Here is a 13,219-nt window from a genome sequence, read left to right on the forward strand (position 1 = left end):
GAGAATCCTACCGCCGACGCTCACCGCAGTTCCCGCGCGATCGCTCGGGCCGCGCGGCGAGCCTGCTTCGCCGCGAACCCGATCTGCGACGGCCTGGGCACGAACCCGATGAAACGCAACCTCTCGGCGGCCGGCTTTTCACCGGTGGCGTGCGGCCAACCTCGCTCGTCCAGTACGCCGAGGTGCCCGACCAGCTTTTCGAGTTCTTGGCGGAACCCCGTCGCGCAGACCATCGCCTCCGGGTCGATTCGCATCCCGTCCACCAGCCACACGCTGTCCGCGTCGAGTGACTCGACTCCGCGAACGACCTCGATGGACCTGTCTCGGATCGCGGCGATGAGCTCCTTGTCGACGATCGCCGGTGCCACGCCGAGGCGGGCGCTGCGGGCGAAGATCCCCTCGTCGGGGATCGGTAATCCGAACTCGCGCAGGTCGCCGATGCTCCTCTTCCGGCCGAACCGAGCGATTGCGTCCGCGATAGGGACCGGGGCATGGTAGAGCGGCGTTGCGATGAAGTCTCCCGGTATGCCACCAGGTCCCTGGCGGAGCATGATGTTCGGCGGCGTGCGAGCCGAAAGCCAGACCTTTGCCGCGCCTCCGGTGGCGAGGTCGTAGGCAATTTCCATGCCCGAGCAGCCCGCTCCCACCACGAGGACCCGTTTCCCGTTGTACGGCGAGGGATTCCGGTACTGCGAGGAATGAACCAGTGCACCCCGCCAGTCCCCGCGTCCGGGCCAGTCCGGGACGAAGGGCTCATGATCGAAGCCGGTCGCGACCACCACCTCGGCAGCGTCGACCGAACCGGCAGCGGTGGTCAACCGCCAGCGCCCGTCAGTTCGGTCGAGCCGTTCCACCGGGCAGCCCAGGCGCAGTTCGATCCCGTCCGCGCGTGCGTGCCGCTCGAGATGCTCGATCACCTGTTCCCGCGTGGGAAAGGTCGGTGTGCCCTGCTTGTAGGGGCGGTTCGGCAGATGGGAGAATTGCCTGCCGGTGTTCAGTCGCAGCCGGTCATAACGAGAGTGCCACGACGAACCGACTTGGTCGGCTCGGTCGATCAGCAACGGGTTGATGCCACGGTCGGCGAGGGCCACCGCCGCCGCGACCCCGGAGGTGCCGGCACCGACGATTGCGACTTGATGCTCGCTCATCGTGTGCTCCTTGGGTGTTGTCTTGTTTCATGCGGTTTCGGCGACAATGACGCTCATCGTGCCGGTGAGCGAGCGATGGTCGCGGTAGCGCCAGCCAGTGTCCTGCAGCCAGGCGATGCCTTCGTCGACGCTGTAGACGTCGCCGTGTTCGAGGTGGACCGCGAATTCGCCCGCCATCAGGGCGGCCGCGACCGGCTGGGTGTGGGTGGGGTCGGTCCAGAACTCGGCAATCAGCAGCGTGGCGCCGGGTGCGGCGACGTCGCGAATGCGGTGTAGCAGCGCACGATTCTGCTCCGGTGACCAGTAATGCGCCAGGTTCGCGACCAGGAAGGCGTCGTATCCGGCGGGCAGCGGGTCGGCCCCTGCGTCGCCGGCGCATACGTCGATTCGCCCCTCCAGCCCGACCGACGCGATGCGGTCCTGCGCGGTCTGGGCAACCGCCGGCAGCTCGAACACGGTCGCGCTCAGTTGCGGGCAGTGGCGCGCCACCGCGATGGACCAGGAGCCGGTGCCGCCGCCGATGTCGAGGAGTCGACGATTGCCGGACAGATCGACCGTGTCCGGCAGGGCGAGCGAGGGGCCGGCCGAAAACGCCTCGATACCGATCGAGGCGATGGGTTGCAGGGCGGCTTCGAGGTCGAAGATCTGGTGTTTCGGCCCGCGGGCTAGTGCGTCGGCCAGATCTTCCCACGCCGGGAAGCTGATCTTGTCCCAGAACCGCAGCAGCGGACGCAGGTCGGCGGGCGATCCGCCGGCGAGGAACGCGGCCGCCGTCTCGGTATTGACGTACTGTTCGCCTCGGCGTTCGAGCATACCCAGCGCGACCATGGCGTCGGCGCTGATCCGGGTGGCTCGGGCAGTAAGCCCGGTGCGGGCGGCCAGGCCACGCAGGTCGGTGGGGCCCTCGCCCAACGCCTCGAACAAACCGAGTTCGCTGGCGGCGAAGAGGTGTTTGGCGGCCATGAACCCGGACGCCAGCTGCATGATCGGCTCCGGGTTAGGCAGGTCGTGGTCGGTTTCGGCGGAGGTATGGGCTGTCATCGTCATGAAACCAGCGTCGTTGTTGTCGGTTCTGCGTCATATCCCTGAATCCTGGGGAATTCACCCAGATTTCTGGGGTAGGCAGCCCTAACCTGCTGCGATACACTTCGGACATGGCGCAGAGCTTGCTGCCACGCGTCCGCGATCAAATCTCGCGTGCCGTCGCCGACCAGCTGGACTGGGTGGGGTACAGCGCGCGAATGAGCGAGGCCCTGCGCACGGTGATCCCACATGACCGCTGCTGCTGGCACACCGTCGACCCGGGCACCATCCTGTTCACCGGCAGCGTGAACCGGAACGTTGGGTGTTCCGGATCCTGGTTGGCGCACTACGAATACGAGGTCGAGGACGTCGACAAGTGGGCGTTTCTTGCGCACAGTGGCCGCCTGGCGGGTGCACTCAGTCTGGATACCCACGGAGATTTGTCCCGCAGTGCACGGCACCGTTCGCACGAGGCGTACGGAATCGGCGACGAGCTGCGGGTCTCCCTGGTGTCGGACGGGGTCTATTGGGGTGCAGCGGCATTCCTGCGCGATGCGGGCGCGCCGTGGTACACCGCCGAGCACGTCCGCGCAATCGCCGCGCTGGCGCCCGCGCTCGCTACCGGTCTGCGACGTTCGATGCTCCACGAGGTCGAGGTCGCCGTGACGACCGTGGACTACGGCCCCGGCGTGGTGGTCTTCGACGCCGCGGGCGACCCGGAATCGGTCTCACCCGCCGCGGAACGCTGGATCGACGAAATTGTCGAGGTCCCGGCGCCGTCGACGCCGTTCGAATCGAAGGTCGTGCAGGCCATCGCGGCCAGGGCGCGGGCGATCGAACCGGGCACCGATCCGCTGGAACTTGCCGCGCGCTCGCGGGTACGCACGCGATCCGGCGCCTGGCTGTTGCTGTACGGGACCAGGCTTTCCGGCGTCGAAGACGGACGCACTGCCGTCATCATCCAACCCGCGACGCCGCATGAGATCGCGCCCGTCATTGCCATGGCCTACGGACTGTCCCAACGCGAATGCCATCTCACTGCGCTGTGCGTCCAAGGGCGATCGACAAGGGAGATGGCGCACGCAATGTCGTTATCCGTCTACACAATTCAAGACCACATGAAGTCGATCTTCGACAAGACCGGGGTGCGCAGCCGCGGGGAACTGGTGGGGCAGATATTCCTCGAGCACTACGCGCCACGCTGGGAGCTTGCGGCATCCCCGCCATCCGGATGGTGGGCGAAGGGCATCAACTGAATTCGCCGAACTCTCAGCCGTGCGTAACTGCTTCACGGCCAATGGCGCGCCAACCAAGAAGGTGCACCGCCCGAACCATCTCTCCTTCCACGACGCTGCCGCTCACCGACAGTATGCCGTCGACCAGGAACGTGCCCCTCGCACATTCTGTCGCCGCCGCAGCGAACGGAGGTGGCCCCGATTCCCATATCTGGTTCGTCGATGAGCAATTTGTTCACACCACACGATCGACTGGGTGTGGGCATTACTGAGCAGTCGCTTCCGAGCCGATCCTCCGCGGCAATTCGCGGGTATCGGCACGTTCCTCCCCCACGGTCGATTCTCACCCGTTAACATCCACGTTCGTGACCCCGATTAGGACATTTCAGACATTCCCGGTTGCCGTGCTGCGATTCAACTACCGGTTGGTGTGCATTCCGCTGCAGCTGATCGAGGACGTCGGGGTGTCGCAGATGAACCCGGAGGCGTCGACCAGACTCGCTTACGAGCAGTTCCTGATTGGATGCGACCAGGTTGCCGCATGTTTGTTGAACGACGAGACCGCAGCCCACCGTGCGATCGCGTTGACGGCCCACACCACCCGAGTTCGTGTTGCGATCGCGCGCGAGCATCACCGCAAAGAGCGGCAGGGTATTGCGATCTTGGACGAGCAGCGGGGACGATTCGCCAGACGGCAGCGGGAGCGCCATAAGTAAAGCTGATCACACTCCCCCTGGCGCACTACTTTTGTCAATCCTTTACCTTTAGCGGCTAAGGATGAACTGGCCCCATGAGCTCGATCGGCGTCCGGCCCCAGCCCCGCTTGGGAGCAAGACGTGTGGAGTTTCTGCCGTTGCGGGAGAACAATTTTCGTGCATTCGACCGAGGCGCATGATTGGTCCGTACATCCGGGTGGAACAATCCTCGGGTATCCCGCAATCCTCCCCGCATGTCCGGCCTGCGAGTCCCAGTTGCGGCTTCGTCACGGGGTTTCACCAGACGAGGCGGTCGTCGGCGTCGGCATCGTCGGGTGCTGCGCCGTCGTTGATCGGGCCGAACCGAGCGGTGCATCCGGTTCTCGAACCTTCATCCGGTAAGGCCGATCTACAGGGAGTTGACCAACTGCAGCACCGACAACGGCACCGACGGAATACATAGCCCGGCGCTGATCGAGGCGCATCAGCCGGCAATCGGACGGCACTGCTCGAGGTGGAAGGCCGGGATCGCGGACCCGAAAGTACGGCCGCCACAAATAAGACCGTCACCGGCGAGCTCAACACCACCGCGACGTATCCGAGTGCAGCCGCGGCAATCACCCACCTCGCACGCAGGTCACGGGCGTGCAGAACGGAACCATAGTCCACCGCGCCTTCCTACCGCACCCTAGGCACGCGTGACCATGACTCCGGGAAAACCCGGCACACGGGAACCTGGGCGAACGTGAAGCCCGTCCCCAGCACTCCGTTCGGTGCGTCGCTCCGGCGGGGCGCGGAGCGGTCGTCCCGAAACCCGAGCGCCTTTACTTGCGCTTTACCTTGGATCGCGATAGCGTCCAACCAGTCGCACGACGCAGCGGCAAATCGCGATCTCGGACCTTCGAGACCGAGGCGAGAGTCCGCCCAACCGAGATTGGGCGGGTGTGCCCGTACGCGGCGCGCCGACGCCGAATCGATTTTCCGTCGGACGCCGCCACACGGGCGATGGACCCCATCGGTCAGCCATGGGCGGCCTGGACCGGTGGGGCCCCTTCCGGCGTCATGAGCACCCTCCATGGCCTTGTGTGGGCCTGTCGGTAGTGGTGTCGCTGCTGATGTACGGCATGTTCGCGCTCACGACGACCGGGCGGACTCGGGACGTCTCGTCGGCGACGCGATCAGCCGCCACAGCGACCGTCGAGGAATCGGCAGTGCCGGTGACGGGCCGCCGGGCATGGGCAACCTGTCCCTCACTCCCTGATCGCCGAGTGGCGAAACACTATCGCTGGTGCGCACATCGGGCGTGTCGGCGACGGCACCGAGCCTTCAGTTGAGGGTGCCGCCGGCGGCGAGGTAGCCGTCGATGGCACGTTGCAGGCGGTCGAGGGCGGTGCCGTAGGCGGTGAAGTCCCCGGTGTGCTGGGCGGCGCGCAGGTTGGTCAGGGCGGCATTGAGTTCGAGGACCGCGCCGGTCAGCTCCTCCGGCACTGCCTGCGGCGGCACGACCTCGGGAACCGGGGTGCCGGGGCTGGTCTCGGGTGCCGGTGGGGGTGCGGTGGCGGCGTCGCCGCCGGGTGCGGTGGCGGCGCGGCCGGTACCGGGACCGAAGACCTGGTCGAGGGCTTCGGCGAGGGTGGGGCGTACCCGACACGGACACCGCCGGTGCCGGGTTCGCGGTAGCTGACCAGCACCCGGGCCAACTGCGGGAACGTCGAGCCCTCGGCTGTGGTGGACAGCCGCTCGGTGAACAGCGGTTCGACGTAGAGGACACCGCCGTCGGCGATCGGCAAGGTGAGCAGGTTGCCGTAGTGGATGCGGTTCGACCGCTCGAGCAACGTGCGTTCGGAGGCCACCCGGGTGTCGGAGATCATCGAGTTCTGTATCTGCTGCGGACCTTGGGTCAGGGTGTCAGTCGGCAACTGCAGGATTTCGATCGTTCCGTATCCATCGGGATCCGAACGCACCGACAGGTAGGCGGAGAGGAATTCGCGGTTGAAGCCGACCATGGCGCTGGCGAGCCGGAACGACGGCTGCGTCGTCTCGGGGTCTCCGACCAGGATGTAATACGGAGGCTGTTGCCCCGTACTGTCCGAGGTCGGATCCGACGGCACCGACCAGAAGGCGTTGTTGGTGAAGAATTCCCGCGGATCGTTGACGTGGTATTTCGCCAGATGCTGGCGCTGGATCCGGAACAGGTCCTCGGGGTAGCGGAGATGAGCGCGCAGTTCGTCGGAGATCGCCTCGCCAGGTCTGACGGTGCCGGGGAACACGCTCATCCACGCGGCCAGGACCGGGTCCTCCCGGTCGATCTGGTAGAGGGTGACGGTGCCGTCGTAGGCGTCGACGGTGGCCTTGACCGAGTTGCGCACGTACGAGATCTCCTGCCGGGGCAGCGGACGCCCGGTGTCGGTGATCACCGGCTCGGTCAGCGCCCCGGACTGTGCGTAGGGGTAGTGCTCGAGGGTGGTGTAGGCGTCGACGATCCAGGTGATCCGCCCGTCGACGACGGCCGGGTAGGGGTTGGTATCGGTGGTCAGCCAGGGGGCGACGTGCTCGACCCGGGTTTTCGGGTCGCGGTTGAAGATGATCTTCGATTCGGCTCCGATGGCGCCGGAGAACAGGATGTTGCGTTCGGCGTATTGGGCGGCGAACGCCAGCCGGTTGATCCAGTTCCCGATGGGCACTCCGCCGGCGCCGGTGTAGGTGTAGGTGGAGACGTCGGTGTCGTACTCCCGCGCCGGTGCACCCGCCTCGGCACCGACGATGGCGTAGTCCGGGCCCTCGGACTGCGCGATCACCTCGCCGTAGTAGATGCGGGGTTGGTCGACCGGGATCAGTTGCTGGCCGGTCGCCTGGGACGCGAGATCGCTCACGGTGTAGATCGGGTAGCCGCTGTCGCTGCTGGCGCTCTGGCCGGAGGCGTCCCGGACGGCGGCGTTGACGCGGTTGGCGGGGGCGGCGACGAACCCGTTGCCGTGGGTGTAGACGAGGTGCCGGTTGATCCACTGGGTTTGGTTGCCGCTGAGGCTGTTCGGGGACAGCTCCCGGGCGGCGACGATGTAGTCGGCGACCTCCCCGTCGATGGTGTATCGGTCGATGTCGAGGGTCGGGGTGAAACCGTAGAAATTCTTCAATTGTTGTTGCTGGGTGAAGGTGCGGGAGAGCACGTTCGGGTCCAGAAGTCGCGCGTTGGCGATGGTGGTGACGTCGGCCGGGACGTCGCGCGGCGCCCGGGTGCCCACACCCGGATAGGCCTCGTACTGCACCCGGTCCGGGCCCAGTCCGTAGGCCTGCCGGGTCGCGGCGATGTTGCGTTCGATGTACGGGCGTTCCCGATCGGCCGCGTTCGGGCGCACCGAGAACTGTTCCATCAGCGCCGGGAAGATTCCCCCGACCAGGATCGAGGACAACACCAGTAGCGCGGTGGCCATCGCCGGAATCCGCAGATCCCGCACCACGATTGCGGCGAAGAACGCGATCGCGCACACGATCGCGATGGAGAACATGATCAGCCGCGCCGGCAGGACGGCATTGATGTCGGTGAACCCGGCCCCGGTGAAGGTGGGTTCCTTACGGCTGCCCCACAGCAACGCATACCGATCCAGCCAGTACGCGACCGCCTTCAGCGCGACGAACGACCCGGCCAGCACCGCGAGCTGGACACGCGCCGCGGCGGTGACCTCGATGGGGTTCCCGCCGCGCTTGGGGGTCACCCGGATCCCACCGAACAGGTAGTGCGCGGCGAGGCTGAGCCACAAGGCGAAGAATACCGCGACGAACAACCAGGTCAGGATCAGCCGGTAGAGCGGCAGGTCGAAGACATAGAAACCGATGTCGTGCCCGAATTCTGCGTCGGCTGTGCCGAAATCGCCACCGCGCAGGAACAGTTGCACGGTGGCCCAGTTCGCTTGCGCGTTCAGCCCGAACGGCAGAGCCAGCAGCAGTGGGATACCGATGCCGAACAACCGGGGCCGGCTCATCGCCACGGTCCGGTACTGCTCGAGCGAATCCTTGTTCGCGGCCGCGGCCGCGAACAGGGGCCGTGACCGGTAGGCCCAGATCAGGGTGCCGAACATCAGGGCACCGATGAGCAGGGTCACCGCGAGGAACAAGACCAGCCGAGTCAGCAGAATCGTGCCCCACACGGTCCGGTAGCCGACCTCACCGAACCACAACCACTCCGTATACACCGTGATCAGCCGCGGCCCGATCACCAGCAACGCCACAAAGCCCAGCAGCACCCAGATCGATCTGACCGCTCCCCGCGACAGCGGCCGCGCATCCTCCGACGGTTGCATGCTCACCTCCCGCGGACCCCCACGCCTATCGCAACGGCCGGCGACGTGTTGTGAACGGGCCGGACGACACACACAGAATGCCCGTTTCGGCCCACTCCGGGGGTGGGTGGGGCGGGTTCGACCACGGCGATCAGCGGGCAGCTCTTCGTCATCTACCTCGCCCCCCGAATCAGGTCCCTGACCTGTCGTTCCAGCGAAGCGAGTCGGTCGGCGATCGGCTGACTGTGCAGGATCTCGGCCACCTGGTCGGCCTCGTCCGGTGCCAGAGCGATCGCCCGGGCGGGAACCTCAAGATCGGAGTCGTCATAGCAGAGCATGTGCCGGGGGCCGCGGGGATCGACCAGCAGGTAGAGGTGTCCGCCGGCGCGGGCGACGACGTGGTGCAGCACGCCCTTGCCGGGTACCGTCGTCCGATCGATGGACATCGAAGCTCCCTACTGGAGATGAACCCAGTCTGTGCAGGCGATCGATGCTGTCACAATGGGGTCCGACACCCATTTACACTGGGCAACGACATGTATGGACATTTGCGATGTGCAGCGGTCAAGCTGGACCCATGAACCGTCGCGCATCGGTCGTGGACCGGTTCCGAGGACAAGCGCGAACACCTGCCGGCGCGCTGTTCTGGCGAGTATTCGTGATCAACGGGCTGGTCTTCACGGTCGGCACCCTTGCCCTCGCCCTGTCACCGGCGACAGTGTCGACGCATATCCGGCTGACCGAAATTCCGGTGCTCGTCGTGGGACTGGCCGCGATCCTCGCCGCGAACGCCCTTCTGCTGCGGTCGAGCCTCGCACCGCTCGACCAACTCGCCAGTTCCATGGGCCGGGTGGACCCCCCACGCCGCAGTGACCGGATCGACGACCGAGGCACGGGCGACCTACGGCATCTCATCGCCTCGTTCAACGCCATGCTGGACCGGCTCGAGACCGAGCGAACCTCGGCGAGCGGGTCGGCCCTCGCCGCCCAGGAAGCCGAACGAGCGCGGATCGCGCGCGAGCTGCACGACGAGATCGGCCAAAGCCTCACCGTCGCACTGCTTGCGCTCAAACGTGCCGTCGACAAAGCGCCGACGGGACTTCGCGGGGACCTGCACCACGCCCAGGATGCCGTGCGCGGCAGCCTCGACGAGGTCAGTGGCATCGCCCGTCGGCTGCGACCCGACGTTCTCGAGGACCTCGGCCTGCACAGCGCGCTCAACGCCCTGTGCAGCGAATTCAGCCAGGCGACCGGCGTCGACGTCGTCAAACACCTCGACGCCCACCTCGCCCGGCTGGACCCGAACATCGAACTCGTCTGTTACCGCGTCGCACAAGAAGCGCTGACCAACGTCGCTCGCCACGCCGGCGCCGACAAGGTTCGGGTGGACCTCCATGCCACCGACGAACACCTGACGCTGCGCATCGCCGACGACGGCAAGGGCGGAGTGGTCACTGCCGGTGCCGGTATCACCGGAATGCGCGAACGCGCCCTGCTGGTCGACGCCACCCTCACCATCGACTCGTCGTCCAGCGAGGGGACGCAGATCCGGCTGATCGTCCCGGTCCACGTGCAATCGAGGCCACGATGACCAGGCAACCTGCCCGCATTCTGCTCGCCGACGACCACGCGATGGTGCGCAGCGGCCTGCGGATGATCCTCGACGCCGAGCCCGACCTGCAGGTGGTCGCCGAGGCAGCCAACGGATACGAGGCGATCGATGCACTCGCCCACACCCCGACGGACCTGGCGATCCTCGACATCGCGATGCCGCGGATGACCGGGCTGCAAGCGGCCCGCGAAATCACCCGGTCCCATCCCCACGTGAGGATCCTGATCCTGTCGATGTACGACAACGAGCAATACTTCTTCGAGGCCCTCAAAGCCGGCGCCTCCGGCTACGTCCTCAAATCCGTCGCCGACCGCGACCTGCTCGAAGCATGCCGGGCAACCCTGCGGGGCGAACCCTTCCTCTACGCCGGCGCGGTCACCGCCCTCATCCGCGACTACCTGCACCGAGCCCGGCACGGAGAATCATTACCGAGCACCATCCTCACCCCCCGCGAAGAGGAAATACTGAAACTGATCGCCGAAGGCGACACCACCCGAGAAATCGGGAACACCTTGAGTATCAGCGCCAAAACGGTCGACCGGCACCGCGCAAACATCCTGAAGAAACTCGGACTACGAGACAGACTCGCCCTGACCCGATACGCAATCCGTTCCGGACTGATCGAGCCGTAATCGTCGTACTCCCCGCCCACCGCGGAGACCCTTCTCAGACCATGGTGTAGACGCGAGCTGGGACGTCTACATGGATTTAGTTGCCGTACCTTTGTGTGTGCCGGGGATTCTCGTTCAGTCAGGTGGCGGCGGTCGGCGAGCGGATCGATCGGTTTGTGACTCCGGTCGACCTTTTCTCGGTGTCCCGTGCCCCGGCGGATGACCGTCGAATTCCACCTATTCCCCGGTTCCGCTGGAATCGAACCGGCGTCGATGGGTGAGCGCAGCCATTCCCTGCACCGCAGGCCGTGAACCTGCTGCTACATGTCGTCCACCCCGATAAGTGGGTGTCGGACCCGATTGTGCCGGCGCGGGTGCCGGGCAACGATTGACCCGCCCCCGCACGAGCCACTGTCATCGGCCGCCGCCGCACATGTCGGCGCGGCCCTCACCCCTTTTCGAACCTCCTGTGCGCCAGTCGCTCGAGACCCCCAACGCGACGATGGCCGTGGCATCACGCCCGTCAGACGAGACGACGACGGACCGGACTCGAGGACGGACCGGTGCAGCCGAACTGCTGGTCCTGGAGGACTTGGAAATTCGTGCCGCCGGTGCGCGGCCGGATGTTTCGCCAACACGAGTGTACGGAGCGGGTTCAGGTAGCCGATGATCATGGTGTCCTCGAAGCTGGGAAGCAGGCCGCCGCCGCGGCCCAACCTGATCCGGCGGTGCGGACACAGATCGTAGTCGCCCCACTGGTGTGGGTCGCGCTGCTCGACGCCCCCACACCGGCGTTCCCCGACCCACCACCTCGCTGCAGGTTGCATCACCTCGCGTGTCCGCCGGAGTGGCCGGTGTCATACCGGATCCAGGGCCGCGGACTCGTGGCCCCGGGGTACCGGTGCGCCGTGCGCGCCTCCGCTGTCCTGATTCCACAGAATCACCTCGCCGCCCTTTTCGATTCCGGCAGCTCCGATCGGCCGCTGGGCGACGATCACTCCGACGGTCGGCGCCCCGGCGCCTTTCGGCCCGACCGGGATCAGTCCCGCCCCGCGCACAATGGCGCAGGCATCGTCCGCGCCGAAGCCGACCACATCGGGCACCTCGCGCACCTCGCGCACCGGACCGCCCTTCCGCATAACCCGATTGTAAGCCTCCAGGTTGCCCGCCAGCCCGGGGCTGGAGCGGTCGCGTCGCGCATCGGCACCCGTACCGTCGGCGGCGGAACCGCCGGTGCGATGATCGCGTACCTGTCCTTGATCCTGGGCGAGTTGATTCCCAAACATATTGCGCTGCACCGCTCCAGTGACGTGTCCCTGCTCACTACTCCGACCCTGGGCCGGTTCGCCACGGTGGTGCGCCCGGTGATCTGACTGCTGTCGGCCTCGACCGACCTGTTGGTGCGCCTGCTCGGTGAGGACCCGAAAGCGACAAACGAAGCGACCAGACACATTACGGAGCGGGCCGCAACGGTATTGCTGGGCACCGATGCGACCACGGTCCTCGAAACAGGCCCGCGGTAACATCCGAGAGGGATGGCCTCGGAAAAACCTTGTGGGCCTGCGCTTATGCGGGCGTTTTCAGCGGTGGTCACCGGTGGGACGGAGCAGGGCAGCTCGGTGCCCGGTGAGGCGTTCGATGTCGAAGACGAGGTACCCCTCGTCGGGGCCCTCGGTCCAGGGCGCGCGGGTGGGGTCGTCGAATCCGTGGAGGCCGTCGGTGCCGATCACCAACCGGGATCGCCCGATGGCGAGGACCGTCCAGCCGGTGCGCGTCACCGACGCGATGGCCCCGGCTTCGAGGGCTACGACGGTGGCGTCGAAACGGTCGAACCACTGATGTCCTCCGGTAGGGATGACGATCTGCCCGTCCGGGGCGGCGAAGGTCACCGGCCACACGGCCGGCAGGGCATTGTCAGTGTAGATCAGCCGCCCGGCGGCCACGGACCGCAACAGACTCAGGCACTCCCCCGTCCGGAGCGCCCCGTTGATCGGGGCGCTCGCTGGCTCCAGGTGAGAGTCCATGGTGTCCTGTTCATCGGTGCGCGTTCCGACCCCTCCAGCATTGTCGGCGGCACCGCGGACGGGCAGGGGACAAAGTCATCACCTTCATACTGTTTACGCCGACCGTGGGCGAGTCGAATGGATGCAAACCCCAACCCGCGTGCATCGAGCGCACCCGACCGGACAGCGTTCCCGTGGGCGGTGCTCGGGCCCTCAAGGCGGGCAGGTCGTGGGCACACATTGCGACGCAAATCGAGGTTGCACCCCCTGCCACCAGCGACCACCTCGCTCTGACGGATCGGGACTGGCGGGAGGCATTCGTCGCCCACCAGAATGCCCGGGCAGCACGGCTTGATGACCATACCGGGACCCGGTGGTCGTAGACGAGGCACCGTCACAAGTCGGCGACGACCGCGCATCGCCGGATGCCGGTTGAGGACTGCAGCTGCACGTGGGCGCCAGAGAGTGATACCAGCGGATTTCGGTCACAGATCCCTGGGAATCGCCATTCCGGCGCCCGGGACCCGAAAGGTGCTGGCACAGTCGAACCATGGCGCTTCGTCGGCGGTCGGCCATCACTACGTGGCCCCTTGTGAGTCCATCGGTCGCGATGGC

At 66.4% G+C, this 13,219-nt stretch carries 9 protein-coding genes and 1 pseudogene; 5 read left to right on the forward strand and 5 right to left on the reverse strand.

What is annotated here, in order from left to right:
* Positions 1-20: 20 nt before the first annotated feature.
* Together ACNJ7E_RS36360 and ACNJ7E_RS36365 are read right to left on the reverse strand one after the other, a co-directional pair.
* Positions 21-1,148: a flavin-containing monooxygenase gene (locus ACNJ7E_RS36360; RefSeq protein ID WP_072950264.1), complete on the reverse strand. Its 1,128-nt coding sequence runs from the start codon at positions 1,146-1,148 to the stop codon at positions 21-23.
* Positions 1,149-1,175: 27 nt separating this feature from the next.
* Positions 1,176-2,195, reverse strand: coding sequence for a methyltransferase (locus ACNJ7E_RS36365; protein WP_418342127.1), 1,020 nt, complete (start codon positions 2,193-2,195; stop codon positions 1,176-1,178).
* A 107-nt stretch (positions 2,196-2,302) separates the two neighbouring features.
* On the opposite strand from ACNJ7E_RS36365, the gene ACNJ7E_RS36370 reads away from it, so the two are divergent.
* Both ACNJ7E_RS36370 and ACNJ7E_RS36375 read left to right on the forward strand, forming a co-directional pair.
* On the forward strand, positions 2,303-3,427 hold the full coding sequence (locus ACNJ7E_RS36370; protein ID WP_206011221.1) for a helix-turn-helix transcriptional regulator: 1,125 nt from the start codon (positions 2,303-2,305) through the stop codon (positions 3,425-3,427).
* 383 nt (positions 3,428-3,810) lie between these two features.
* Positions 3,811-4,122, forward strand: coding sequence for a hypothetical protein (locus ACNJ7E_RS36375; protein WP_418342142.1), 312 nt, complete (start codon positions 3,811-3,813; stop codon positions 4,120-4,122).
* A 1,305-nt stretch (positions 4,123-5,427) separates the two neighbouring features.
* Here ACNJ7E_RS36375 and ACNJ7E_RS36380 read toward each other — a convergent pair.
* Positions 5,428-8,399: pseudogene (locus ACNJ7E_RS36380) on the reverse strand (UPF0182 family protein).
* Positions 8,400-8,551: 152 nt separating this feature from the next.
* The gene (locus tag ACNJ7E_RS36385; RefSeq protein WP_072950254.1) at positions 8,552-8,824 is read right to left on the reverse strand and encodes a cation:proton antiporter regulatory subunit; all 273 of its coding nucleotides are present in this window, start codon (positions 8,822-8,824) and stop codon (positions 8,552-8,554) included.
* A 131-nt stretch (positions 8,825-8,955) separates the two neighbouring features.
* Between ACNJ7E_RS36385 and ACNJ7E_RS36390 the strand changes: the two genes are divergently transcribed.
* The 3 genes from ACNJ7E_RS36390 (at position 8,956) to ACNJ7E_RS36400 (ending at position 11,974) form a co-directional block, all read left to right on the forward strand.
* Complete coding sequence (locus ACNJ7E_RS36390; RefSeq protein WP_418342143.1) at positions 8,956-9,969, forward strand: HAMP domain-containing sensor histidine kinase; 1,014 nt, start codon at positions 8,956-8,958, stop codon at positions 9,967-9,969.
* Positions 9,966-10,622 carry a response regulator gene (locus ACNJ7E_RS36395; protein ID WP_072950248.1) on the forward strand — a complete coding sequence of 219 codons (657 nt, stop codon included), beginning with the start codon at positions 9,966-9,968 and terminating at the stop codon, positions 10,620-10,622. Before ACNJ7E_RS36390 ends, ACNJ7E_RS36395 begins: the two co-directional genes overlap by 4 nt.
* Before the next feature lie 887 nt (positions 10,623-11,509).
* Positions 11,510-11,974 (forward strand): CNNM domain-containing protein, encoded by a 465-nt coding sequence (locus tag ACNJ7E_RS36400; RefSeq protein WP_418342144.1) that lies wholly within the window; start codon positions 11,510-11,512, stop codon positions 11,972-11,974.
* A 207-nt stretch (positions 11,975-12,181) separates the two neighbouring features.
* On the opposite strand, the gene ACNJ7E_RS36405 is transcribed toward ACNJ7E_RS36400, so the two are convergent.
* Positions 12,182-12,625 (reverse strand): pyridoxamine 5'-phosphate oxidase family protein, encoded by a 444-nt coding sequence (locus ACNJ7E_RS36405; RefSeq protein WP_072950242.1) that lies wholly within the window; start codon positions 12,623-12,625, stop codon positions 12,182-12,184.
* Between the last annotated feature and the right edge of the window lie 594 nt (positions 12,626-13,219).

The organism is Rhodococcus mengyinensis (assembly GCF_048381435.1).
Lineage (GTDB): Bacteria > Actinomycetota > Actinomycetes > Mycobacteriales > Mycobacteriaceae > Rhodococcus_F > Rhodococcus_F opacus_D.

Coding starts and splice junctions, on each gene's coding strand:
- ACNJ7E_RS36360 (WP_072950264.1), bottom strand. CDS start 1,148: ATGAGCGAGCATCAAGTCGCAATCGTCGGTGCCGGCACCTCCGGGGTC.
- ACNJ7E_RS36365 (WP_418342127.1), bottom strand. CDS start 2,195: ATGACGATGACAGCCCATACCTCCGCCGAAACCGACCACGACCTGCCT.
- ACNJ7E_RS36370 (WP_206011221.1), top strand. CDS start 2,303: ATGGCGCAGAGCTTGCTGCCACGCGTCCGCGATCAAATCTCGCGTGCC.
- ACNJ7E_RS36385 (WP_072950254.1), bottom strand. CDS start 8,824: ATGTCCATCGATCGGACGACGGTACCCGGCAAGGGCGTGCTGCACCAC.
- ACNJ7E_RS36390 (WP_418342143.1), top strand. CDS start 8,956: ATGAACCGTCGCGCATCGGTCGTGGACCGGTTCCGAGGACAAGCGCGA.
- ACNJ7E_RS36395 (WP_072950248.1), top strand. CDS start 9,966: ATGACCAGGCAACCTGCCCGCATTCTGCTCGCCGACGACCACGCGATG.
- ACNJ7E_RS36405 (WP_072950242.1), bottom strand. CDS start 12,625: ATGGACTCTCACCTGGAGCCAGCGAGCGCCCCGATCAACGGGGCGCTC.